The sequence below is a fragment of the Nocardia sp. NBC_01503 genome, from assembly GCF_036327755.1.
Classification (GTDB): domain Bacteria; phylum Actinomycetota; class Actinomycetes; order Mycobacteriales; family Mycobacteriaceae; genus Nocardia.
In genome coordinates this window covers 124,172-145,619 of record NZ_CP109597.1, presented here as the reverse complement: position 1 = coordinate 145,619, position 21,448 = coordinate 124,172, and the positions used below count along the sequence as shown (strand labels likewise).

The window sequence follows — 21,448 nt, the reverse complement described above, 5'->3', positions numbered from 1 at the left end:
ATCACCACATAGGCGATACCAGGAAGTAGTAGTACGGCCGATGAGCGCACCGAAGGATGGTCGGCACCCCAGCGCCAGGCTTCGTGGATCAGCAATAGCATCACATCATGTAGTCGCGCTCCCACCCCCGAACTCGAGATAGCCAGGTCCACTCCTCATCGGCGACACGATTCCTGGAATGCCGAGGAATCACACCGTCCTGCCTTGACGGGGTCGCGCAGAAACAGTGCTCCGAAGGAAACTTCGGCTCCGGCTCAGCCGCTGGCTCGGTCGGCTGCTCTAGTGCGGAGTGGCAGTTCTGGCGAGACACACCACTGCGGACCATATACGCGCTGCACCGGGAAGCCGCTGCAGGTCACCGATCGATTCTGCTCGGACTGATGGGGATCCGCGCCGATTCGTGGAATTGCCGGCCGCGCGATAGGGACCTGCGCCCACCGTCCGTACGAACAGATCTGCGCTGCATCGACCTCCAACTGCCATGTCGCGCTATGTCGCAGCGCGTGCACCGTACGAACCGCAGCGCTGAGTTCAGTCGGTGCTGCTGGAGTCCGCGCTGGCCGGGACCAGTGCGCTCACACGCGAGGGGAACGGGTAACGGCCCGGCGCATCGTCGACCGATTGGACAGTGGCGGTCTCGCCGTCGCTGTCCAGGACCTCGAAGATCGACACTCCGCCGACCATCAGCAGCACTCGATCGCCCACGTTCACCATTGGTGCAGCCTATCGCTGAAGACCGTCCGGTCTGTGCAATTATCGAATGCGTGTTCGAGTATTGGGATGGAGACTTCGCTGCCGCATCGCGCCGCGTCATCGACCCGCCGATGCCGGTGCTGGTCGCACTCGGCACCGCGCTCCCACCCCAAGGTGGGCTCCGGCGTGACGAGATATCGCTGCGAATCAAATCGAGCGCGCTCGACCTCGCCACCACTGTGCCGGGATGGCTCTACGCCTGGGCCCAGTGCACCGACGCCTCGTGGATCGGGTTGACCCTGTTCGCGATCCCAACCGCGGATGGGCGAGGCCGGATCGAAACCCGGCAGTGGGTGCCCGCTCGCGCACTCTCGCGTCCGAAGCCTCGAACCCGATAGTCGCTTCTACTGCTTCGCGACCCGGCGGGCGTGATCTTGCCGACCATCCATCGGTCCCGCGCTCATCGTCACCGCGTATCGGCATGCTCGATTCGAAGGACACGAATACCTTGCCGACCGCACCCGAATCCCGGACCACTACCGGACTTGGTATCAATGAATTCGTGTGTGAGACCAGCGACGATGATCAGCGACTGCATGTTTTGCGCGAGGCACTCGATGTCGGCGAGCGCAGTGGCGCTGCCACACCGTTCGATATCGATGCCCTGATCGCGCATAAGCGTGCCCGTGCCATCGAATCCCGAGCGAACGACTGCTGACGGAGCGTTCGGAACTCGACTCGCCGGGCAATGTCGAACTCATAACCGCTGGCATCTGCCAGCCCTAGGTTCATGCCATGTCTGACGACAACATGCCTGGTGACGATCATCTGAGTGGTAGTGATGTCCTTGAGGACTGGAACTCACCGATCGTGCCCGCCTGCTCATGCGATACCGACTACGTCTGCGATGGCGACTTAGCGCTGTTGGGACAGCTGGTCCGGCTCTTGACCGAGGCAACCGCGCTGTTCCCCACGGTTATCGAGGACGTTCTACGGGTCGACGAACTCGGTCAAGCACTCGACATCACCCACCGAATCGCCACCGATACATTCTCCGCGGCGTCATTGCTCAACCACCGCGCGGCGCTGGCGCAGAGCTGGGCGAGTGGACCGTCCCGGCCCACCGGAATCCACGGCCGCCACGCCGAGGCCGTTCGCGGCGGACATCCCCGCATCTCCCCCACCAACCCACCAGTCGTTGTCCCACCACCCCAACCCGCTGACGTGCCGCCGTATCTGCCCGCGATGGAACGCACGCAGTGCACCGGCCTCACGAAATCCGGCGGTCGCTGCCGCAACCGCGTCATGTACTTCCCCGATGACGGCACCAGCGCGGACCACTGCCTGCAACACGCCAGTGCCACCGAACTCAAGCACCGCGACGGCCTGCAGGCAGCACAGAATGACTACGTCGACGCGGTCGCCACACAATGGTTCCTACGCGATGTCATGGAGCTTCCCGACACGGCCCAGTACGCCCTCGAACCAGTGGAGATCCCGGTTCTCCGCAACCCAGCCGCAGGTTCTGATGTCGCAGTATCGGTACAGCTCGAAACTGCCCAGGCACTGGTCAGGCTGATCTCGCTGGAGTTCCCTTACAAGAAGAAGGTCGCCCCCAAACTCGTGCGGACGCTACTTCCTGACGTTCTCTTCGCCTTCACCACGGTGCGGCGGGCCACCGACACGATGCTGGCCACACTCGACGTCACCGATAACTGGGTTGTGGAATGGGAACTGGCCGGCGAGATCGCCTCGCAAAGCGCGGAACGAATCGCCGAAGTCACGGCCACCACCCTGGCGATGATCGAACCCGCCACCGCGGACATCATCAAGACCCGAGATCACGGCCCCGGCGAACTCGCCGCACTGATCCGGGTCACCGGCTCAGTCCTGTGGGGGGCGTTGCACACCATCGAAAGCATCACCAATGATCAGCGGCTACGCCATGCCGCCTCAGAGGCCGAAGAGGCTGCGGACCTGATCTGGAAACTGTTCGGGGACGATGAGCAGCGTCAGGCAGCCATCACGCTCCTCACCGAACCGGTGGGCGAATAGCCAGACCGTCCTACCCAGCAAAAGCCCTGTCCCCCATCCTGTCGACCGTGAGCACCGCCATCTCGCTGTGGGATGGCGGTGGTTACGAGTCTGCGGGGCCGACAATGGCCGTGGCCATGAGCAGTTCCTCGATGTCGGTTCCCTCGGCGGTAGCACGGGCTTGCAGGCGTTGGTACGTCCACAGCGGTATTCGGAAGTCAGCACCACGGCGACCTCGGAGGGGTCGTCCACTTGCGGTGGTAGTTCGATCGGCGAGGCATCATCGGGATCCAGGACCAGGCCCTCGAGCAGCCGGTCGGGCCAGTGCAAACCGTGGGCGTCGAACATGTCCGCGTAGAACCGATACAGGGCCGCATCGGCCGCGGGGTCAGCCACGCCGCTGCCCCTTCCGAGCGGATGGTCAGCTCGGCAAGCTCCCACGCCTGGGTCTGCTGCCCGAGGGGGCATGATGGCCGATATCCGAGACTTGTTGCGCGAGATCCAGTTTTGCTACGGATCTGTCGAGGTTTTCTGCGATCGTCTGCGTGCGGCGACCGAGGAACCCACCCTCGAACTCCCCGCTGTCACCCTGCTCGTCACACCAGGGAGACATCGGCGCACCGACTAGAGCCACCCGCCCCGCACGGAGTGCCGGGACGATCTGCGGTTATACGCCGCCCCTGGAATGGAAATACGACGAAATCCCCTGACGAACTCCATTAGCTTCTGGCCCTCTTGGGCTGTTTTTCATGATCGATGACACCACTGAGCCTCGGAGCTTTGACGAAATTGCCGACGAGGTCGTCGCCAGGGTGGAGGAGCGTGGCCGCAAAGCGGCCGCGGCGTGGGAACCAGCGCGTTCCATGGAAGGCCTTGTTTTGCAGGTGATCGGCTGCTGGGAGCTGGTGGTGTCCGAAGTGAACGCGGTCTACTTCCACGCCGCTGGCCCGGACGCTCAACCTGCCGACGCCCGCAAGCTGGCCGCCACGATCCGCAAAGCCGCAGAGATCTATCACATCCGCTGGCCTCATGATCGATGGGCGAATGCTGTGGAACAGGTATCCAAAGGTGCTCGTCACCGGCTGGCACATCTGCTCTACGTCGACGAAGTAACCGGTGAAAGACCCGACCGGACAATGACATTCGTTCGACTCGGCCGTCCCGGCGCTCCCAAGAAGAGCCCGAGCGGGCGGCGGACAATTCCGCGGCGCGGGCGGCGACTTCACGGCATGCCCGGTCGCAGCCGGACCCCCCGAGACGAACACGCCCGTTCGGCGGATCCCGGTGAGTGTATTTCCTACACCGTGATGATCTCGCTGTGTTCAGTGATGTGCGTCGTGCCATGATTCGCCGTGATCGGGTTGGACAGCCCGATCGAGTTCAGCCTTCTCCCGAAGCCGCGTTTTCAGGACTTCTCTCACGACCTGCACGCTGATCCCGATCTCGGCCGCAAGGGCTTCTGCAACGGCCGCCGGTTCCTGATCACTGGTACACACTTCGGCCAGTTCCATTCCGGCCCGTGCCTGTTCGCGGGTCAGCCGCAGGGTGGGGTACCAGCTCAAGGTCCAGACGGGTTCAGCTCCATCGTCGAACCGCAATGCGCATTCCGAGCTCCTGCTGCTGGTGATGGACTGGCCGTTTTCGTAGATCGTTCCAAGTTTGGGGATGACATGCTGCCGGGCACGCCCTCTCGGGTATTCGCTCCAGTCCCCTGGGCGTTCGTGGGTCTCCGTGGCTGGTCCGTCGCACTGTGCGGTGACAGCGGGCTCCTCAAGCTCCTCGAGCACCCGCTCGAGCGAGAGCCAGCGGGGTGGTGGCGTGCGTGAGGCCGGATCGTCGAGCTCGGCGATCTCGGTGTTGAGCTGCGCCGATGCCTCAGGGTCAGCATCGATGGCGGCGGCTTTTTGCTGGAATTGCGCCAACCGTCGTTCGATCTCGGTTGAGCCCATCGTGTACTCCGGGCGCGCGCCGGCGAGGATTCCCAGCATCGATTCGTCAAAATTGCGGGTCATCTCATCGGCTTTCTTGCTCGAGCCATCCGCGCAGATTCCCGCGTGCGTCGGAGGCGGTGGATTTGACGGTCCCGGGCGTGATTCCGAGGATCTCCGCGATCTCGTTCATGGTGAACCGATGAAAATAGTGCAGGAAGATCACCTGCCGTTGTCGTTCTGGGAGCCGGGCGAGTAGTTCATCGATTCGCATGGACAACATCACTTCTTCCTCCACTGCGATGCCGGCGGCTTGGTCGAACGTGGTGAGGTCATCGACGAATACCAGGGGTTCGGGCCGGTCGTTCCTGCGGACCCAGTTCTCCGCGGTCTTGTACAGGTACGCGCGGGGGTTCTGGCCAGGCTGGCGCAGGTCAGGCCATTTTTTACGCAGAACCAGGAAGGCGTGTTGCGCGGCCTGGTGGGCTGTTTCCTCGGTCAGCTCGGAGGCCTTACGCAGGAAGCCGACAAGGCGGGGGTAGTGGGCACGGAAGTAGTCAGCGATCTCGTCGTCGAGATGAGTGCTTACGGTCCCGAGCCCGTCCTGGGGGATCATCGCGCGCGCTCGTGGGTGTAATCGGGGGCAGCCGATCCGGTGATCGCCGAGGGCTGCACGGGATCCAGGGTCAGTGCAGCGGGAAACATTGCCGCCGGTGCGGGCACCGCGATCATGCGGCTGCGGCCGCCGTGCTCGTGTTCGACGAGCAGTCCCCCCGTCGGGAGCGCGGCGATCGCGGCGACGGTGCCTCGGTTGCGTTCACGCTCGAGTTCGACTGCGTGAGCGGCATGCACTCGCATGCTTAGGTACTGCCACAACCCTGAGGCCCAGCGGCCCGTGACGGCCCCGGCCATAAGCTCTATCAAGACCATCAGAGTTCCTTTCCCGGTACCGAACAGCATTCACTATGTGAAAGGGCTCAAAATGCAGATTCGGTTGGGCGGAAAGCGATTTCAGAGCATGCTCAGAAAACTCTCAGTTATACCGCTTGGTCTGACATCGGAATCGCTACCAGCGGAGGAATTTCAGATCGAATAGCGTACTGTGCCTTCTCATTTATGAGGTTGCTCGGTTCGAACTCACGCAGGTCGGACGCGTCTGATCTGGTTGCAGCACAGGCACATCCGGCCACGAGCTGTCAGTATCGCCCGCGAGCCAGCGCAGGAACTCGGTGGTTGAACGCGTTCATGTGACACCTGCTGAATCCGCAGCGGCTGGCCAACTAGAGCACGGACTCCTACTGGCCAGCATCATCATGTATCGGCTTTGTGGTCCGGCACCTGCTTCGCATGGGACAAACGATCGCAATCCTGACACGCCGTTGATTCGCGCTCGGCACCCACAGCAGCCTCCCAGTCCTGATGAGCGCCAGTCTGATTGCTGGACCGAGCCTTTCGATTGCATCCACAACCTGGGAAACCACCCTGCAAGAACACATCCCCATCGATGTTCTTTCCCGTGTCTCCTCCCTGGATCACTTACTCTCCTATGTCGCGATCCCGATCGGGATGCTCAGCATCGGCCCCCTGACCGATCACATCGGCGCGAACACCATCGCCACCGGCGCCGGGCTGATCTATCTCGTCGCCGCGGCCGCACCCCTGGCCGTGCCCGCAGTACGACACCTCACCCACAACAGCCGCGACAACCAGCTCTCTCACTCGCCGCGCTAGCGAGCGCCAGCCCATCACGGTCGTTCATGCCACTCGCATACCTTGCCGACCAAGATCTCCAACAGACCGGGAAATAGCTGTTCAGGCTGTCATTTCTGACCGACAACGTCCCCGTACAGCCAGCGCACTTCCGGAACAGGAGAGTCCCGGCGCCTGGCCCAAGCGAGCGCGGGTTAGTTTCCCGGCAGCCGCGCCGTACTGCGTTACGCGCCGCGCTCCAGTGCCCGGAAGCCGGGGCTCTTGCGGACGTGGGTGAGGCTGGGCCGCAGCACCAGGCCGGAGTCGGTGACGTCCACGTTCGTGCCCGGGATTGGGTGGTGGTCTGGTGGGCGCTGTTGGTCAAACCAGCCAAAGGAGCCGAGGGGCCGGGTGGCCATTACGAATGGATGCTGGTCTCGGACTTGGAAGTAGTGGCCGGTCCGCCGCCACCCGCCGACCCTCCGGAGCCGCAGAGGTGAGGACAGGCGGAGATCAGCCCTGATCTGGTTGCAGACCTTCGAGTGCCTGAGCGCGCTTGGCCGGTGATGGCCGGTCTCTGCTCTTCGTTGTCTCCGTCAGCCGCTTGCTCAGCAGCACAACGACTTCTTCGAGAGTCAGACCGAGCTCTGCGGCGCGACGACCAGCCGCCTCCCACTCCAACTGTGTTGTGGTGAGCGCAGGATCGCTCAGGATCTCGTCCAGTTCCATTCCCCTCAACGCCTGTTCACGGGTCAAGTGGCGATCGGGCAGCCAGCTCAAGGTCCACGAATTGGATCCGACCTGGGTCGCGAATTCGGGAGTGATATCGCTGGTCATACGCCCGGCCTTCGGGGCGATCTCATGATCGACAGCGATGGCCTGCTGGAGCTGTGCGAGCCCGGCCTCGACGTCGTACCGGTAGGTACCGGCGTCGTCGGCCAGGTAGTTGTCGATCTCGTGCAGCGCCGTGCCGATCGTGGCGGGCAGGCGGGCCGCTCGTATCTGGTCGGAGTTCATGTGGTCACCTCGATCGATCGCTCGCACATCACTCGATCCGATTCCTGTTGTGCTGCATGATCTTCTCAATTTTGATTCGTGCTCGACTCTTATGCGACCACACCGTGGACACGGATATGGCAAGAATGTCGGCGACCTCCTTCACTGCTAGCTCCAGCTCCCACGCCATCAGCGCCACCTGATATTCGGCGTCGGTCAGCTCGCGGGTCAGACCGAACCAGAAGCGTTTGACGGCGTCTTGGCTCAGGACCCGCTCGGCCGGGTTCCCGCGGGAAGGATCGGTGCCGACCGCCAGGATGGAGTCGTCCAAGTCCGCGCTGGGCTGGGTCGGTTGGGTCGCGCGCTGACGGTGGATGTCGATCACCCGCCGCGCGGCGATCTTCATGATCAGTTGCAGCGCTTGCTGATCCGGCTTTCCGGAGAAATCGCGGGCGTACTGCTTCCAGACCGCGATGAAGACCTCTTGGACGATCTCCTCGGCCTGATGGGTCTGCCCGCGCAGTGCCTTACAGGCGTATCGATGCACCGCGGCCGAGTGCCGTCGGAACAGCTGCTCGAACTCGCCCTCGAAGCCGAATCGCTCCTCGGACGTCACTCGGATAGTCATGGCAACTCGCGCTGCTCGGGGGAGGTCGAGGTGGTGGCTGGGTGTGTGGGCGGCCCGACCTCGATGACGAGCGTGGACACCAAGCCGCCAGGTCTGCGAGTCGTGCTCTTCACTACGGTACCTCGGGGGGCTTCGCGCACGACCATACGAGTTGTCCAGTGCCGCTGAAGGTTCCGCGCACCAGCAGCACACTCGTACAGCAGCCCCCCGAACAGCGGTACCAGGATCGGCCAGATCCCAACGTGGCCTGCCACCGTGTGCCAGCCGTTGAGCGCCCATTGCAGCGTCATACCCAGTACTCGGTGCCTGGCTCGAAATCCTTGAGGCGTAGCAAATTTCTTCTCGAATCCACGGGTTCGACGACCTTTCAGTACCAATGGGGTGGTCTGCCGAGTGGTCCCAAATGGTCTGAATCCGCTTGGGAAGCAGGAGTTCTACCATTGAACTACATCGGCAGTGCGTCTGAAGCGCACTGCCGATGTGTCTGTCGCAAGCGCGAACGGGCTTGGTCAGTGGTCGAAGTCGAGGTCGGTGAGCAGGCCGACCGCGAACAGGATACCGGCGCGGAAGTCCGGGGTGACTCCCTCCCTGTCATCGCTGTCGAAGCGTTCGAGCGCGGCTCGGAGTTCGGGGACCTTGGCCAGTGCGGGATTGTCCGCGAGCTCTTCGAGCAGGCAGTCCTCCGGATGCCGACCGCCGTAGATGCTGCGGTCCTGGCCGGGGCGTCCGAGGAAGCGATCCGCGATTTCGCGGGCGAGTTCGGTGCGGACTTCCTCGGCGGCGCGGCGGCGAACCTCATGGGCGATATCGGACAGATCATCAGCGAGCTCGGTAGCGCTCTTCCTGCTCATCGCGGGGTATCACTCCTCATTTTCGTGCACGGAAACGGAACATCCGGCACAGCACCGGCGATAGCCGTTTTATCGCAGGTCAGGGCTTTCACAGTGAGATGTACTCGCGGAGTTTGCTTTTCACCTGCGTGCGTGTCGCTGGTGCAGTTCCGGGGGCAGCAGCCGGGCGATCTCGATCTCGGTCAGGGGCGCGGTGACCGACTAACAGCACCCCCACCGAGATCCGGATCCCAGGGTGCAGGAGTTGGGTCGTCGTCAGTCGTCCTGTACCTGAATGTCCTGGTGAAGTCTCCATAGATCGGCACTGTCTGCTTCGCCCGCTCCGAGAGCGTGTATGAACTTCTTGAGCGATTTCGGTGTGGGCATGCGCTCGCCGTACAGCCACTTCTCCACCGCGGAAGGAGTCACCCCGGTATCTGTAGCCAGTTGGTCCCGGGTCTTTCCGGAAGCATCCTTGAGGCGCACGAGCAGAGCGGTAAAGGTCCGCCGCTGATCATCTGCCTGGGCGGACTTCGGGGTTTCCTTCTGAGTGTTCTGGTGTTTGTCACCTTCCGCGGTCTTTGGGTCAGCGCTGAGGTTCTTCGCGGGTGGTGCTCCGCTGCCCCCTGGAGGAGCGGCATCGTGCGGGGCGCTAGTTCCGGGTACTTCACGCCTGTCCCGTTGGTCGATGAGGGCTTCACTCCGGAGGAGACGGAACCGAATCTCCATCTCCTCCGGATTGGCACCGATCAGCTCGGACAACGCCTTCACGAGCTCCTTTACCAGTTCCAAACTCGGTATCGCCGGGCCGAGCAAGGCTCGGTGCATGACCTGCGGTGACCTATTTACGATCTTGCCGAGTTCTTTGAGCGGTAGATCATCGGCACTCGTCACAAGGTCTTGGAGGCCTTTGAAGAACGCGTGTTGAGGACCCGGCGGAACTCGTGGTAGCCCCAACGGCTTCTTGGCCATACGTGCCCTGTTCCATTCTTGTCACCCATATGTCGTGTGTGCATTCCGGGTTTGTGGACGGTCTGTACCCGTATTGCACTTATATCACCTTAATCTCTCTAATTTGTTCTCGCACAGGAGATTTCAATAAAGCAGCGCATACGCTGCTCAGTGGTTGAAGGGCCTCCCTCCGGAAGTGTGGGTTTCATGCCTCCGGGGGAGTACTGAGAACCCCCAACCCCTGACTGTGTGACCCACGCCATGGGGTCGCCCGAACCGGAAAGGCTTGGCCCCGAACACCATGAACACCTCCAGTACGGCGGTACTCAAAGCACTCCTGGCCGTGATCCTGTCCCTGGTCAGCCTGTTGGCTGCCGTCGTGGCCGGCGCAATGTCACGGCACGATGGCCAGCGCTGGACAACCGCAATTGCACAGGGATTCAAAGCATTCGCCACGGCATCGACCCTGCTGGCCGCGCTCTATGTCGCCTTCATTGCGCTTCCATGACCTGTCCGCCCGCACTGTGTGCCTCCCGGGTACCGCGTCCTAGCGCCGCTCCGCTCGCGCGGCCGAGGAGTAAGCCCGCTGGGACCGAAACGAACGGGTTTCCGAACGAATTGGCCTGCGGGAATCCGTTCGCTGCGAGTCACACCCGAAGCCGCCTTCCCCCGTGCAGGACACCGAGGAAGTCGCGAAACCTCGCCGAGTCGTCATCCCCCCGCTTGAACCGCCCAGCCCGGCCACCCTCCGCGCCGCCGAGGAGATCCAGAAATTGGCGGCCCAGCAAGACCTGGAGAAGGCTCTCAAGGCGACCCGCTGGTTCGGCCCGTGAGGTCCAGTGGCAAGAAGAGTCACGCTAAGGAGTTGCAGCCGAGGATCGGAATCGGTGAGGCATTGCGGTAGTCGTGGATATGGTGCTGTCCAGGCGGCGATGTCGCGGGACACCGCCGCCTGGCTCCGGTCACATCGGCATGTTGGGGAACATCATGTTCCACATGCCGCGCAGCATGTCCATCATTTGCATGCACATAGGCATGGTGCTCACCTCCTTCAGGATATGGCGCAGCCCCAACTCCGTGCCATTTGTCGGCTACCCGGATCCGCCCCGGCTATGCGCTCGTCGACATGGGCACGCTGGCCTGCATCGGGGATAATCGGGAGGTGAGTACCCCTGCTGAGCGGCCTCAGGATCCGGTCGCGTTACCTGACGGCTCGGGGCCGGTAGCGGGCAGTTTCCGATTCTGGTTCGACACCCGGCAGTGGGAGTGGTCGCCGGAGGCGTATCGGACCGTGGGCGCGAGAGACGACTCACCCGGGTAGCCATCGAGCTGGTTACTGATTCGGGCTCGGTGCCCCAGCGCGGGTACGGCTGTAGTGGGCCGCGTTCTTGCACCGATCGTTGCAGTATTCGCGTCGGTGCCCCCGCGTTCCGGGTGGAGGTGTGGGCAGTTGCCGGGCGCACCCCCGGCAGTAGCGGGCACTCGCCAATCGGTCGTTCAGGATGCACTCTCTCACGATGAAACCGGTGATGGGCCGCCGGAGGTAGGCAATCGCGTACTCGTAGTCGCGCTCGACATCGGCCACCGGCTCACCCCACTCGGCGGCGACCTCGGCTACTGGCTTGCCGGTCAGGATGAGCCCGCGGACCACTCGCTCGATCTGCGGGCTCGCCGCAGCTAGCAGGTCGACGAGTTCATCTAGATCGAGCCCGGCCAGCTTGTCGGCCACACTGTCGGCCACGCTGTCGTGGGGTTGTGGTCGGCGGCGAATCATTCCTGCTCCTCGGTGGCGGGCACGGTATCAGTATCAGGCTGTGAAGGTTCGACGGGTTCGGGCTGAATGTCCTTGGGGCGGTGCAGCCCGAACGCGTGGGCGAACGCAGCGAACACCTTCGGTACGTCTTCACGGTTGGCCCGCAGCACGGCGGTGAGGGCGATGACGACCACCGCGACTGACAGGACCAGCACGGTCCAGAGCACCTGCCACATGCTGCTCTGCGCAACCCAGGATGCGACTGCGATCGACATGGAACCTCCAGATACGAAAGAGGGCCCCGGCAATCGCCGGGGCCCTCGGGATATGGACATGAAAAAAGCCCCAACCGAGTGGCTGGAGCTTCGACGGACATAGATCTGCCCGAGCAACGAGAAGCTTAGAACGCGAACGCGATTCGGTCAAATACCTGTATCGGTGCAGGTAGATCGACTGCGGGCAGGCTCCGAGAACCGTGGTAATTCAGCTGATTTCATGGAGGAAACCCCGGATTTTCGTTGAAAACACCCGGATAGCGGGGTAAAGGGCAGAGAAGCCGACGGGCGGGAGTCCGCGATGACGGCCTCGCCTGCATCGCGCTGAGCTGTGGCAGGATGACCGCCGGGGGTGGTGTGGTTGCCGCGCCTGAGGATTGGAACTGGGGAGGGAAGTTCAATGAAACGGAAGTACCGCTGGCCTGTCGGCTGCATTTTCGGTGGAATCGCGATGGTCGCAATTGGGTGGGGCTCCATCACGCAGGAACCCGTCTGTGGGTCTCAGACCATGCATGAGGATCAAGTCTGCGTCAGCGGTAAGACCTCGAGTACTTCAACAACACGCACGCTCGATGAAAAGCGTTCCGAAGGAACAACTTTGGGTTGGGTCTTCCTGGTGGTGGGTGTAGCGACTTCCGTGGGCGGCGTGTACAGCACCTATTCGGCTGCCCAGCACAATGCCCGATTGGCCGAGGCTGATGCGCTGGCGCGTTCGGCCGCACAACAGCCCGAGCTTGGCCACTAGCGGGGCGTCGCCAGTCGAATTTCCTTGCGCGGGTGCGCGTTTCCGTGTGCGACCAGAGCTCGTTCTAGATATCCGGGTATAGCGGTGGCAGAGAACGGAGCGCTTCATCCAGTTCGCCACGGGAGTCGGCCAACATCTCGAGAACCTCGTCCATCCTGGCGATGACGCAGGCGCGTGCACTGGCGGCGGGCATCCGGCCACGGCTTATTTTCAGGCTTCCAGTCCGCCTCTAACCACTCGCGCACCCTTGATGCCGCGGCCGCCACAGTCGGCCGTTGGGTCCGGCTTCCTGGAGCCAGCGCAGTTGAGCCGCGGTGGCGCGGCCCTTGTCGGATTTCAGTTCGACCAGCAGGACCCGCCCGCGTCGCGCCAGGATCAGGTCCGGGAGTCCCTGGTCTCCCTCGTACGGGGTCACCCAGCCGCGCGCGGTGCGTGCTGGGCGGGTGTGCACGATTATCCAGCCGCAGCGCTGCGCGGTGTCCATCACGCGGCGCTGGAAGTCCGCTTCCGAGATCACGGTGGGCGGGGCGCTGAATCGGGTCACCAGGTCTCTCCGTTCAGTTCGGTTGGGACGTAGGGGCTTTCGGGTCGAGCGGAATCGTGCCGGTGTGGGGTTCCACGAGCTTGGCCACGCGGTGGTTCCGGCCGGGATGAGCGGCCGGAACCACCGCCAGGTTGCGTCTTACAGCCAGTAGCCCGGTACCGGGCGCAGGTCGCCCGGCTGGCCGTCGCGCGCCACGCAGGACGGGCACAGGGGGCCGTCCAGCGGCGGCTCGGGCAGGTCCGGATCGCCGTACAAGACCACCCCGCACAGGGCGCGGGGCACTCGGCGCAGCGTGCGGGAGATGACCCATCGCCACCAGCCCACGATGTGGACGTACTGCGGGGTATCGGAGGCGAGGTCACCACGCTGATCCGGCACGGTCCGGTTGTCGGGCGAGGTCATGATCGCCCCTCGGCGACGTGCGTGCGGTCGGGGCGATTCGGCGGTTCAAGAAGCCATTCGGCGGCGTCGCGCAGATCGTCGTGTGCCACGCCCAGCGCGTAGATGGCGCTGCGGACGCTGTTCCGGGCGTGGTCACCGCCTGTGCCGTGCGGCGCGGGCGCCCAGCCGTCCAGCGCGTCGGATGCCTTTCCTGCCCCCTTCTCGAGGTTCGACAAGATGGTGGAGCTGGTTTCCACGTCGACCGGCAGCGCGCCGGCCTCTGCCGCCTTCTCCAGGTACGCCCCCAATTGCGCGATCGCGGCGGCGGCTGCGGCCACGAGTTCGCTCGTGTAGTTCCCGGCTGGCCAGTGCTGAGGGATCAGCTCGTTATCGGCGGCGCCCTGGTGGTCGGAACGGATTTCGCGTGGGTCGGACATAGGAATCTCCATATGTGGCTAGCCACATCCAATATGTGGCTAGCCACATATGTTACGCTTCGGATGCCCTTAATGGCTAGCCACTTAGTGCAGAATGGGTGACCATGGCAGACCGACACAGAGATCCCCAGCTGAACGTGCGCCCCCCGACCGAGCTCCGGACGGACGCGCAACAGCTGCTGGAGGATCGCGGCCTGGAGATGAAGGGCTTCGTAGTGGCCTGCCTGACTGCATTGACGGCTGATCCGGACCAGGTTCTGGAGTGGCTACGTCCGCACTGGCCCGCACCCAAGCCGCGGGGCAGACCCCCCAAGGCCGCGGACTCCACCCACGAACCCGAACCCCAGTCGGAAGGACACGACCGATGAAACTGACCCGAAGCAAACCCAAGACCCCTCCCCCGGACACGCAGGACCTGGTGCTCACCGGCGCGCTACCCGATCGCGCCCAGCACGCCCGCGATCGCGTAGCCGAGCAATACGACACCGCGCTGACCGAGGCTCTTTCCGAGCGCGAGCTACGCGCCGAACGCGAACTGGCCGAGCTGGTGCGCGACACCGACCGCGCGCAGCAGGCCGCGATCATCCAGTCCCAGGCCGCGGCGGCGGACCGGCTGCGCCGCACCACCGCGGCCCTGGCCGATCAGAAGGCCAAGGCCTTGATCGGCGCGGGGAAGGCCATCGCCGAACAGCGCCTGAGCGCCAGCCCCCACGCGAAGGTCGACAAACTGCGCCGCCGCAAGCCGATCGCGCTGGGCATCCTCACGGCCGTGCTCGTGGCCGGCATGGTGATCTCCGCATTCCAGGTCCAGCACAACATCGCGCCCACCGGCGGAGTGAAGAACTCGCTGTGGTGGCTGGCCTTCGGTGTGGAGGGACTGATCAGCGGCATGCTGATCGCGCTGATGCTCTCCACCAGCGACACCGCCGAATGGGGCGTCATCGACACCGACGACCTACGCACCGTCTACGCCATCGAGGGCGGACTGCTGGCCGCGATGATCGGGTTGAACGTCTTCCCCTTCGCCCGCGCCCACGAGTGGTTCCAGATGTGCGTGCACGGCATCGCGCCGATCGCGGTCGGTGGGGCGCTGCTGGTGCATCGGGTAGTGGCACGCCGCTACGGCAAGGCCATCGAGAAGGCGACCGCAGCGATTCCCGACCACGAGGATCTGGACGCGCAACTGACCGCGCTGAGCCGGATCGGTCAGCCGGTGAGGGCCGTATCCGAACGCCTGACCAATACCGAACCGAGCGTCCCGGTTTCCGCGCCGCTGCTGCAGAGCACTACGCCCGCCCCGAGTGCTTCGCAGAGCAACGCCCTGGAATCGGCTGCTTCACAGATCGAATCGGCCCCTGCTCCACGAAGCGATGCCGGACTGTCGGCATCGGATTCGATCGTGAGCCAGCAGACCGAGGAAGCCCAGAACACGCCGGTCCGGGAGCTGTCCGCCGCTGCGGAGCAGCCGGTGGGCGGTCCCGCTACGCAGCCGCTGCCGCCTGTTTCTCCGGAGCACTCCCCCATCGGCCACTCCCCCGAACAGGGCACCGCGGCGCTCTACCAGGAGCTGGCCGAGGTCCAGTCGGCCCGCCGCTACCAGCGCGGAACTGATACAGCCGAGATGCTGATGGGCATGGCCGATCAGCTGACCGCGCACCAGGAGGAAGGGGACCCGGATATCGAGGAACCCGAACCGGCGGAAGCGGATTCGGCGCAGCTGATGGTGGAGACCGCCGCGCGGTCCGAGTCCATGCAGAAGCGGGCCGCCACCGTCAAGGAGATGACCAACGCCCGCAGCGATGTGGACCGCATCGCGCTGGTCCTGGCCTACCATGACGCGACCCGTGAAACGCCGTCGCAGATCGGGCGCGCGTTGGGTGTGGGCTTCACTCAGGTGAGGACGTGGGTGGATGCCGATGAGATGATCCGCAACGAGAACGGGGGCGCGCGGGTGCTGCCGCTGCGCGGCAAGTAGCCGACCCTTATAGGCGACGACAGCCCCGGCGGGCGCTATCCGCCGGGGCTGTCGTCTGTCTATGGACCCTACTGGCCTGGCTACTCCCCCACGCTGATCGGTGCCTGTCTCTCGTGTGTTTATTACCGCGGTAATAAACACACGAGGTGGGATCTGGCTACGCCTCGGCGGCGGCCAGCTGCTGCTGCAAGCTGTCCATCAGGTCGCGGATCTCGCCCGGCTCGAGCCCGGTCACCAGCGCGGTGGCCAGCACGTCGGGTTTGGCGTCCCACTTCTTGAATGCCTTGGCGATCTCGGCTACTCCGAACTCGCGCCTGGGCGGCTTCGGCTTGGCGTTGTTCTTGCCGTCCTGTTCTTGCTTGGCCAGGGCTTCCTTCCAGCGCGCAACCTGTTCCGCGCGTGGCACTTTCGAGAGACTGCGGGCCTCGCGGAGCGCGAACTCCCCGCGGCGCACACTCTCCTGGATCTGCTCGGGAAGCTTCAGCAGCGAGAGCCGTTGGGAGATCCAGGGCTGTTTCTTGCCCAGCGACTTCGCGGCCGCTTCCTGTCCCCCGCAATCTTTGACCTGCTCACGCAGCGCCAGCGCTTCGTCGATGACGTCCAGGTCCCGACGGTCGATGTTCTCCAGCAGCGCCCACGCGCGCAGGCTCCCCCGGGATTCGGCCATGGTGTCGTCGATGATCAGATCCATGGTCTCGCGGCCGAACTCCTCGCACGCGAGATGGCGGCGGTTGCCGATGACCGCGATGTGCTCGGCGTCCCCGATCCGATCCGCGTCCTCGGGGTACAGCTTCAGGAACGCGCCCCGGGTGATCCCCCGCCCGGGCTGGAGCTGCTTGTTCACGATGGACGCCAGGTCCGACACATCGGGATTGAACTTGCGCGGGTTGTACGGGTTCCGCGCGATCTTCGCGACCGGGATCGCGAGCGTCGTAGCGGCCGATTCCTCGACGACGTTCTCGCCGTCCACGACCGAGTTCGCGCCGGTCGCGCCCACCAGATCAGCCAGGTTCATCTTCGTCTTGGTGGCCATCAGTGCCCGCCCCCGATATTCAACTCCAGCGCGAGCTTCGAGTAGTCCAGTCGGCACTCGACCCCGGTGCGGTTCTTCGGATAGGTGGTGACAACCTGCCCGTCCGCAGGTGCCCGAGAATTCAGTTTGTAATGGCGGATAACGGTTTTCGCCAGCGGCCACCCGTTGGCGCGCACGTAATCCTGGGTTTGCTCGAGATCGGACTTCCCATCGCGTGGATCCCAGTTGTTGATGACCACCCGATAGTCCAGGCCGCGCGGCTTGAGCAGTCGCTCGATGGTCCGCGCGGTGGGATCGAAGCCGAGCGGCTCGGGTTCGATGGGGACGATCACCTGGGTGGCCACGTCGAGGATGGCGTGCAGCGCCTCGGCGAATGGCAATCCGGCGACCGGGTCATTATCGGTGCCGGTGTGGCCGATCCAGCCGGGGGTGTCGACGAAGAAGTGTTTGATGGTCGGCGAATTCGGCAGCGCACGCAACAGGTCGATGCGGTCGTAGTCGCTTTGCACCAGGTGGAAGGGCAGATTGGGGACCTGGTTACCCCACCACAACACCGACCCCTGCGGGTCGATGCTCACCAGCGCCGTTTCCGATTCCGCATCCACGTTGCCTCCGGTGAGGGTGTCGGCCGTGGTGGCGGCGAGGTTCATCGAGGTGGTGGACTTCCCTACCCCGCCTTTTTGGTTCAGCAGAACACGAATTTCGGCCCGTTTCTTGGCCATAAGGCACAGCCTCCGTTTGCTTCGCCCATTCGAGGATGGGCTACTTCGGATGAATACCGCCGTGGTGGCAGCAGATCGGAAGCTACGGAGACGCTGGACGGTCGTCAAGCGGGCACGCGGCACAGGCCGAAACGATCCATCGAGATCACCCCGAACCAGCCGGGGCTATTACCGCGGGTAATAGCCCCGGAGTGTGGGTCCGATACTGCGGCCTGCGTGAATCGCCACTCCCCCGCCCAGCCCGACGCTGTTCAGCTGCCATTCTCACCTTTGTCCGGATCTAGGTGCAGTTTCCAGATCTGCAAGCTCGGTTTGGTGCGGTCCCAATAGTCTGTCGGCACCAGATCCCGCAGCATGCCCGGGTCGGGTTCGTGATGCAGCGCGCTCACACTGTTGTCCGGCTTCAGCGTCTCCGCGTTGAACAGCGTCGAATACATCGCACTGAGCTGACCCACTATCTCAAATGTCGGCGGGTCGGCAGGTTCTGCGGGCTCGGGTGGCGCGTAGGAGAACACGAGGCGCGTCACTCGACCGTTGTCGTCCGTGATGGGGGTGCAGTCTTCCTCCCAGTTGCCGTAGAGCACGAGGAACTGCGCGATACGCAGCTCGATCGGGTTTTCGAGGACCCGTCCGGCTGCCCCGAGCTCCACACCCGCGATCTGGAAATCAATTTGCTGGGCGCCGTCGTCCACGATCGTCGAGGTCACCGACTCGGGTGCGGCAATCAGCGTCCATGTCAGCGGCGGTACCGTCCCGATCCATGCATCACCGACCGCGCTCATCTCGTTCACCCGCATCGCGTCCTCGAACGACAACGTGTAATTCGCGCCGTCGACTGTGAGCTTGTCGGCATCGACCAGTGACCACTGATTGAGGTGGGACCAGTAGTGTGCGAAAAGCAAACGGGCGCCGGTCATCTCGGCGTAGCGCCGCAACTGCGCGACGTCTTTGCCTCGCAGCTTGCGGGGCTTCCATCTGTCGTGTGGCGCGACACCTTTCACTTCGACCAGCAGTTGCTCCCCGGCGGCGGTCACGATCCGGAAGTCCGGCGGCTGGATCCAACCATCTACGTCATCGAAGAAGTAGGTGCCGATATCTTCCTGCTTGATCAGCCGGACCGTGCCCAATGCGATCACCATCGCCTCGAACAACGTCTGCACTCGCCAGCCGTGCAACCGACTCGGATTACTCAGGGCATCGTCCAGCCCAGCGGCAATGCGGCGATCGAATGCCGTGCGGTGCGCCGGTTCGTCAATCAAACCCTGTTTACCGTCGGTGAATCCGTATCGCGCGAACAGATCGACCATCTCCAGCGAGATGGATCCACCGCGCCCTGGCCGCAGCACCATCGCAATTCCCTTCGATCGGATCCCGCGGACCTGACCCGCGCGAGCCCGGCCCGAACATTCAGCGGCCGATTTATTACCGCGGTAATAAATCGGGACGGGGGAGCGGCTACAAATCCAGGGCGGCGCGCAGTGCCAGCCCGACCTGCTCCATGACCTCATCGGGCACACGGCCGATCAGGGAATCGAACCGATCCACGTCGGTCTGCCCGCTCAGCCCACGCACGACCCGGATATAGGCCGTACCGCCGTTGTTGGGCAGCGTGATCGGGATCGACAGCAGCACGCGGCTGCCTGTCGGTGCCACGTCGGTCACGTCGCAGGTGATGGGGGAGCCGGTGTTGTTGAGTTCGTTCGCGCTGACGACCAGCACGTGGCGGGTCCTGCCGAGGCCCTTATAGGTCCAGAGTTCGCCACGTCTCACGCAACACCCCGACGCCGACGCTCGGCATCTTCCTCAGCGGCATACCAGGCTTCGGCTTCGGCCTCAGCTTCGGCAGTGCGGGCGGCGCCCTCTTCGGGGTGCGCTTGCGCCCATTCGGCCTCGGCCTCAGCGCCGTCCTTCAGCAGTTGCGATCGGCATGCGCGGGCAATCCACCCGGAGATGTTCGACCCGGCCGCGTCTTTGACCCGATTCAGTAGCAAGTCATCCATGGTGATCGTGGTTCTGGCCATACAGATCAGCATACGATCGCGCATCAAAATGCGATGATGAACTGTGTGCAGTCGAGTGATAACACCCGGTGCCGGTGGCTCGCGGCCGCCTTGTCGCCCATCAGCGCCGAGCCGTGCCCCACAGGCTGGGGAGGCAACTCCTCGACACCGGGTGTGAATTCATTTCCTCACGCGGACAAGGTATTTCGCCAGTGTGAGCCATACTCACGGTCTCACGCACGCACACGCACACCCCTTGCGAACCAGGGAGCGACGCTTTGACCAGGGCAGACAGAAACCCGTCTACCACCTCGGAAGCTACTGATGACATGACCCTCAACGCTTTCGCCCAGGAGCTCCGCCGATGGCGCGATGTACGGGGTTTGTCGCGGGTTGTGTTGGCCCGCAGGCTCGGATACTCACGACCGTATGTATCGAAGGTTCTCAGTGGCACCGAGAACCCCTCGGCTGAGTTCGCCGAACGAGCTGAGGCCATGTTGCAGGCCGGGGGAGCGCTGCGGGCAGCCTTCGCCGAATTCACCGGTGCGCGGCCGGTGCCCCTGCGTCGTAAGCCCTTGATGACGGAACCTATCGAGACGACGGGCGGCCAGCTCGTGGTCGACCATGACGACGCAAGCTTGTCCTACGACGGGACCATGTACCGCCTGACCCAGCGGCGGCACCTGGTCAATGCATCATCAGAGCCCATCAGCCGCTACCTGATTCGGATCAGTGTCGACCGGTATCCCGGTGCACCAGAGAAGTCCAATGCGCTGTATCAGGACTATCCGCTGACCTGGGATGAAATCGACCTGCACGCCTGGTACGGCGATCACCGTGCCGAGCCGATGGACTGGAGCCCCCACCACGACCGCGATGCATTCAAAGAGGTGTGGCTACAGCTCTCTTCCGGCGGCCGGCACTTCCCGCTGTATCCGGGCCAGGCCTGCTGGATCGAGTACGAATACACCGTGACGGACGTGCACTGGGGCCACTGGTTCCAGCGTGCAGTACGTCTGCCCACCCGGCTGCTCTCGGTACGTTTGGACTTCCCCAGTGACCTACAGCCAGCGGTTTGGGGGCTGCAAACCTCGATGACAGCCGAAGCGCTGCCGTTCCGCACACCCATCTCCCACCAGGTCAGTGAGGGCCGAGCCGTGTACTCGTGGTCAACCGAGAACCCGCCCCTGCACGCGCGTTACCGACTCGAATGGGACTTCCGCGGCCAGGCCGACGACAGCGAACGCACTCCGCCCTCTCGGGTCATGGCCGGTCTCGGAATTGTGCAGGAGGGGGACGCGATCCTGCGTGAAGTCGCGCGGCCCTTCGACCTGCCTGCCGAGGCCGAGGACGCACGGCGAGTCGTGGCCGAGTTGCACTCGGCAACCGAACGCGTGGCGCAGGCCCATACGTTCGGCAAGGGCATGGGCATCGCAGCCCCACAGATCGGCATCGGGCGCGCTGTTGCCCTTGTCCGAACTCCCGAGGGCGACACCATCACCCTGTTCAATCCGCGCATCGTGGAGATCGGCGGCGGCGAAGACGAACAGTACGAAGGGTGCCTGAGCTTCTTCGACTTGCGCGGCAAAGTCCCCCGGCCGCTGTCCATCCATGTCGAACACACCGATATCGACGGCAACACCCACATCACGGTCTTCGAGCGAGGGACAGCCCGCCTGGTCGCGCACGAAGTGGACCACCTGCACGGCCAGCTCTATCTGGATCACATGCGGCCCGGTATAGAACCGATCTCCGTAGAGCAGTACAAGGGCACTGGGTCGGCCTGGACCTACTGACGCTGCTCCACTCGCAACACACGGCCGTCGGCGGCTGC

The 21,448-nt window shown here is 63.9% G+C and carries 28 protein-coding genes; 10 read left to right on the top strand and 18 right to left on the bottom strand.

All coding sequences use genetic code 11. The features are described 5' to 3' along the window. Positions 1–531 precede the first annotated feature (531 nt). Positions 532–714 carry a hypothetical protein gene (locus tag OHB26_RS39520; RefSeq protein WP_330185997.1) on the bottom strand — a complete coding sequence of 61 codons (183 nt, stop codon included), beginning with the start codon at positions 712–714 and terminating at the stop codon, positions 532–534. A gap of 50 nt (positions 715–764) precedes the next feature. Between OHB26_RS39520 and OHB26_RS39515 the strand changes: the two genes are divergently transcribed. The 4 genes from OHB26_RS39515 to OHB26_RS39500 all read left to right on the top strand — a co-directional run bounded on the left by OHB26_RS39515 (position 765) and on the right by OHB26_RS39500 (position 4,073). Beyond that, positions 765–1,091, top strand: a complete 327-nt coding sequence (locus tag OHB26_RS39515) for a hypothetical protein (protein WP_330185998.1) — start codon at positions 765–767, stop codon at positions 1,089–1,091. Between the two features lie 164 nt (positions 1,092–1,255). After that, complete coding sequence (locus OHB26_RS39510) at positions 1,256–1,411, top strand: type II toxin-antitoxin system ParD family antitoxin (protein ID WP_330185999.1); 156 nt, start codon at positions 1,256–1,258, stop codon at positions 1,409–1,411. Between the two features lie 77 nt (positions 1,412–1,488). Continuing rightward, entirely contained in the window at positions 1,489–2,748 is a 1,260-nt protein-coding gene (locus tag OHB26_RS39505) for a hypothetical protein (RefSeq protein ID WP_330186000.1), read from the top strand. Between the two features lie 728 nt (positions 2,749–3,476). After that, positions 3,477–4,073 carry a hypothetical protein gene (locus OHB26_RS39500; RefSeq protein ID WP_330186001.1) on the top strand — a complete coding sequence of 199 codons (597 nt, stop codon included), beginning with the start codon at positions 3,477–3,479 and terminating at the stop codon, positions 4,071–4,073. On the opposite strand, the gene OHB26_RS39495 is transcribed toward OHB26_RS39500, so the two are convergent. Genes OHB26_RS39495 through OHB26_RS39485 form a run of 3 tightly spaced genes read right to left on the bottom strand, consistent with a single transcriptional unit; the run spans position 4,050 to position 5,513 of the window. Next, on the bottom strand, positions 4,050–4,739 hold the full coding sequence (locus tag OHB26_RS39495) for a hypothetical protein (protein ID WP_330186002.1): 690 nt from the start codon (positions 4,737–4,739) through the stop codon (positions 4,050–4,052). The two genes, OHB26_RS39500 and OHB26_RS39495, sit on opposite strands and share 24 nt — an antisense overlap. Before the next feature lies 1 nt (position 4,740). Then, a complete protein-coding gene (locus tag OHB26_RS39490) occupies positions 4,741–5,271 on the bottom strand; it encodes an RNA polymerase sigma factor (protein WP_330186003.1) in 531 nt (176 codons plus the stop codon). Continuing rightward, positions 5,268–5,513, bottom strand: coding sequence for a hypothetical protein (locus tag OHB26_RS39485; protein WP_330186004.1), 246 nt, complete (start codon positions 5,511–5,513; stop codon positions 5,268–5,270). Before OHB26_RS39485 ends, OHB26_RS39490 begins: the two co-directional genes overlap by 4 nt. A 561-nt stretch (positions 5,514–6,074) precedes the next feature. Here OHB26_RS39485 and OHB26_RS39480 point away from each other — a divergent pair. Then, positions 6,075–6,386, top strand: coding sequence for a hypothetical protein (locus OHB26_RS39480; RefSeq protein ID WP_330186005.1), 312 nt, complete (start codon positions 6,075–6,077; stop codon positions 6,384–6,386). Positions 6,387–6,857: 471 nt separating this feature from the next. On the opposite strand, the gene OHB26_RS39475 is transcribed toward OHB26_RS39480, so the two are convergent. The 4 genes from OHB26_RS39475 to OHB26_RS39460 form a co-directional block, all read right to left on the bottom strand. After that, a complete protein-coding gene (locus tag OHB26_RS39475) occupies positions 6,858–7,361 on the bottom strand; it encodes a hypothetical protein (RefSeq protein ID WP_330186006.1) in 504 nt (167 codons plus the stop codon). Between the two features lie 28 nt (positions 7,362–7,389). Next, the gene (locus tag OHB26_RS39470; protein WP_330186007.1) at positions 7,390–7,968 is read right to left on the bottom strand and encodes an RNA polymerase sigma factor; all 579 of its coding nucleotides are present in this window, start codon (positions 7,966–7,968) and stop codon (positions 7,390–7,392) included. A 509-nt stretch (positions 7,969–8,477) separates the two neighbouring features. After that, complete coding sequence (locus OHB26_RS39465; RefSeq protein WP_330186008.1) at positions 8,478–8,819, bottom strand: hypothetical protein; 342 nt, start codon at positions 8,817–8,819, stop codon at positions 8,478–8,480. A gap of 255 nt (positions 8,820–9,074) precedes the next feature. Further along, positions 9,075–9,770 carry a helix-turn-helix domain-containing protein gene (locus OHB26_RS39460; RefSeq protein WP_330186009.1) on the bottom strand — a complete coding sequence of 232 codons (696 nt, stop codon included), beginning with the start codon at positions 9,768–9,770 and terminating at the stop codon, positions 9,075–9,077. A gap of 280 nt (positions 9,771–10,050) precedes the next feature. Here OHB26_RS39460 and OHB26_RS39455 point away from each other — a divergent pair, with 280 nt between their 5' ends. After that, positions 10,051–10,257 (top strand): hypothetical protein, encoded by a 207-nt coding sequence (locus OHB26_RS39455; protein ID WP_330186010.1) that lies wholly within the window; start codon positions 10,051–10,053, stop codon positions 10,255–10,257. Positions 10,258–10,420: 163 nt separating this feature from the next. Then, entirely contained in the window at positions 10,421–10,582 is a 162-nt protein-coding gene (locus tag OHB26_RS39450) for a hypothetical protein (protein ID WP_330186011.1), read from the top strand. Positions 10,583–11,082: 500 nt separating this feature from the next. Here OHB26_RS39450 and OHB26_RS39445 read toward each other — a convergent pair whose 3' ends face one another. Further along, on the bottom strand, positions 11,083–11,523 hold the full coding sequence (locus OHB26_RS39445; protein WP_330186012.1) for an ECF-type sigma factor: 441 nt from the start codon (positions 11,521–11,523) through the stop codon (positions 11,083–11,085). Next, entirely contained in the window at positions 11,520–11,777 is a 258-nt protein-coding gene (locus OHB26_RS39440) for a hypothetical protein (RefSeq protein ID WP_330186013.1), read from the bottom strand. Before OHB26_RS39440 ends, OHB26_RS39445 begins: the two co-directional genes overlap by 4 nt. Before the next feature lie 400 nt (positions 11,778–12,177). On the opposite strand from OHB26_RS39440, the gene OHB26_RS39435 reads away from it, so the two are divergent. Further along, a complete protein-coding gene (locus tag OHB26_RS39435; protein ID WP_330186014.1) occupies positions 12,178–12,522 on the top strand; it encodes a hypothetical protein in 345 nt (114 codons plus the stop codon). A gap of 229 nt (positions 12,523–12,751) precedes the next feature. Here the strand turns inward: OHB26_RS39435 and OHB26_RS39430 are convergent, their stop codons facing one another. The 3 genes from OHB26_RS39430 to OHB26_RS39420 all read right to left on the bottom strand — a co-directional run bounded on the left by OHB26_RS39430 (position 12,752) and on the right by OHB26_RS39420 (position 13,884). Next, the gene (locus OHB26_RS39430; protein ID WP_330186015.1) at positions 12,752–13,066 is read right to left on the bottom strand and encodes a VRR-NUC domain-containing protein; all 315 of its coding nucleotides are present in this window, start codon (positions 13,064–13,066) and stop codon (positions 12,752–12,754) included. A gap of 138 nt (positions 13,067–13,204) precedes the next feature. Further along, entirely contained in the window at positions 13,205–13,468 is a 264-nt protein-coding gene (locus tag OHB26_RS39425) for a hypothetical protein (RefSeq protein WP_330186016.1), read from the bottom strand. Then, entirely contained in the window at positions 13,465–13,884 is a 420-nt protein-coding gene (locus OHB26_RS39420) for a hypothetical protein (protein ID WP_330186017.1), read from the bottom strand. The genes OHB26_RS39425 and OHB26_RS39420 overlap by 4 nt, the downstream gene beginning before the upstream one ends. Positions 13,885–14,248: 364 nt before the next feature. On the opposite strand from OHB26_RS39420, the gene OHB26_RS39415 reads away from it, so the two are divergent. After that, a complete protein-coding gene (locus tag OHB26_RS39415; protein WP_330186018.1) occupies positions 14,249–15,859 on the top strand; it encodes a hypothetical protein in 1,611 nt (536 codons plus the stop codon). A gap of 157 nt (positions 15,860–16,016) precedes the next feature. Here OHB26_RS39415 and OHB26_RS39410 read toward each other — a convergent pair whose 3' ends face one another. The 5 genes from OHB26_RS39410 to OHB26_RS39390 all read right to left on the bottom strand — a co-directional run bounded on the left by OHB26_RS39410 (position 16,017) and on the right by OHB26_RS39390 (position 19,635). Beyond that, positions 16,017–16,892 (bottom strand): ParB/RepB/Spo0J family partition protein, encoded by an 876-nt coding sequence (locus OHB26_RS39410; RefSeq protein WP_330186019.1) that lies wholly within the window; start codon positions 16,890–16,892, stop codon positions 16,017–16,019. Next, positions 16,892–17,614: a ParA family protein gene (locus tag OHB26_RS39405; protein ID WP_330186020.1), complete on the bottom strand. Its 723-nt coding sequence runs from the start codon at positions 17,612–17,614 to the stop codon at positions 16,892–16,894. Before OHB26_RS39405 ends, OHB26_RS39410 begins: the two co-directional genes overlap by 1 nt. A 251-nt stretch (positions 17,615–17,865) precedes the next feature. Then, complete coding sequence (locus OHB26_RS39400) at positions 17,866–18,963, bottom strand: hypothetical protein (RefSeq protein WP_330186021.1); 1,098 nt, start codon at positions 18,961–18,963, stop codon at positions 17,866–17,868. Between the two features lie 106 nt (positions 18,964–19,069). Next, positions 19,070–19,384 carry a type II toxin-antitoxin system PemK/MazF family toxin gene (locus OHB26_RS39395; protein WP_330186022.1) on the bottom strand — a complete coding sequence of 105 codons (315 nt, stop codon included), beginning with the start codon at positions 19,382–19,384 and terminating at the stop codon, positions 19,070–19,072. Continuing rightward, the gene (locus tag OHB26_RS39390; RefSeq protein ID WP_330186023.1) at positions 19,381–19,635 is read right to left on the bottom strand and encodes a hypothetical protein; all 255 of its coding nucleotides are present in this window, start codon (positions 19,633–19,635) and stop codon (positions 19,381–19,383) included. Before OHB26_RS39390 ends, OHB26_RS39395 begins: the two co-directional genes overlap by 4 nt. A gap of 308 nt (positions 19,636–19,943) precedes the next feature. Between OHB26_RS39390 and OHB26_RS39385 the strand changes: the two genes are divergently transcribed. Beyond that, positions 19,944–21,410 carry a peptide deformylase gene (locus tag OHB26_RS39385; RefSeq protein WP_330186055.1) on the top strand — a complete coding sequence of 489 codons (1,467 nt, stop codon included), beginning with the start codon at positions 19,944–19,946 and terminating at the stop codon, positions 21,408–21,410. The last annotated feature ends 38 nt before the right edge of the window (positions 21,411–21,448 follow it).

Coding starts and splice junctions, on each gene's coding strand:
- OHB26_RS39405 (WP_330186020.1), bottom strand. CDS start 17,614: ATGGCCAAGAAACGGGCCGAAATTCGTGTTCTGCTGAACCAAAAAGGC.
- OHB26_RS39435 (WP_330186014.1), top strand. CDS start 12,178: ATGAAACGGAAGTACCGCTGGCCTGTCGGCTGCATTTTCGGTGGAATC.
- OHB26_RS39460 (WP_330186009.1), bottom strand. CDS start 9,770: ATGGCCAAGAAGCCGTTGGGGCTACCACGAGTTCCGCCGGGTCCTCAA.
- OHB26_RS39495 (WP_330186002.1), bottom strand. CDS start 4,739: ATGACCCGCAATTTTGACGAATCGATGCTGGGAATCCTCGCCGGCGCG.
- OHB26_RS39480 (WP_330186005.1), top strand. CDS start 6,075: ATGAGCGCCAGTCTGATTGCTGGACCGAGCCTTTCGATTGCATCCACA.
- OHB26_RS39445 (WP_330186012.1), bottom strand. CDS start 11,523: ATGATTCGCCGCCGACCACAACCCCACGACAGCGTGGCCGACAGTGTG.
- OHB26_RS39490 (WP_330186003.1), bottom strand. CDS start 5,271: ATGATCCCCCAGGACGGGCTCGGGACCGTAAGCACTCATCTCGACGAC.
- OHB26_RS39505 (WP_330186000.1), top strand. CDS start 1,489: ATGTCTGACGACAACATGCCTGGTGACGATCATCTGAGTGGTAGTGAT.
- OHB26_RS39385 (WP_330186055.1), top strand. CDS start 19,944: ATGACCCTCAACGCTTTCGCCCAGGAGCTCCGCCGATGGCGCGATGTA.
- OHB26_RS39425 (WP_330186016.1), bottom strand. CDS start 13,468: ATGACCTCGCCCGACAACCGGACCGTGCCGGATCAGCGTGGTGACCTC.
- OHB26_RS39475 (WP_330186006.1), bottom strand. CDS start 7,361: ATGAACTCCGACCAGATACGAGCGGCCCGCCTGCCCGCCACGATCGGC.
- OHB26_RS39410 (WP_330186019.1), bottom strand. CDS start 16,892: ATGGCCACCAAGACGAAGATGAACCTGGCTGATCTGGTGGGCGCGACC.
- OHB26_RS39465 (WP_330186008.1), bottom strand. CDS start 8,819: ATGAGCAGGAAGAGCGCTACCGAGCTCGCTGATGATCTGTCCGATATC.
- OHB26_RS39485 (WP_330186004.1), bottom strand. CDS start 5,513: ATGCGAGTGCATGCCGCTCACGCAGTCGAACTCGAGCGTGAACGCAAC.
- OHB26_RS39520 (WP_330185997.1), bottom strand. CDS start 714: ATGGTGAACGTGGGCGATCGAGTGCTGCTGATGGTCGGCGGAGTGTCG.
- OHB26_RS39400 (WP_330186021.1), bottom strand. CDS start 18,963: ATGGTGCTGCGGCCAGGGCGCGGTGGATCCATCTCGCTGGAGATGGTC.
- OHB26_RS39415 (WP_330186018.1), top strand. CDS start 14,249: ATGAAACTGACCCGAAGCAAACCCAAGACCCCTCCCCCGGACACGCAG.
- OHB26_RS39470 (WP_330186007.1), bottom strand. CDS start 7,968: ATGACTATCCGAGTGACGTCCGAGGAGCGATTCGGCTTCGAGGGCGAG.
- OHB26_RS39390 (WP_330186023.1), bottom strand. CDS start 19,635: ATGGCCAGAACCACGATCACCATGGATGACTTGCTACTGAATCGGGTC.
- OHB26_RS39500 (WP_330186001.1), top strand. CDS start 3,477: ATGATCGATGACACCACTGAGCCTCGGAGCTTTGACGAAATTGCCGAC.
- OHB26_RS39455 (WP_330186010.1), top strand. CDS start 10,051: ATGAACACCTCCAGTACGGCGGTACTCAAAGCACTCCTGGCCGTGATC.
- OHB26_RS39420 (WP_330186017.1), bottom strand. CDS start 13,884: ATGTCCGACCCACGCGAAATCCGTTCCGACCACCAGGGCGCCGCCGAT.
- OHB26_RS39440 (WP_330186013.1), bottom strand. CDS start 11,777: ATGTCGATCGCAGTCGCATCCTGGGTTGCGCAGAGCAGCATGTGGCAG.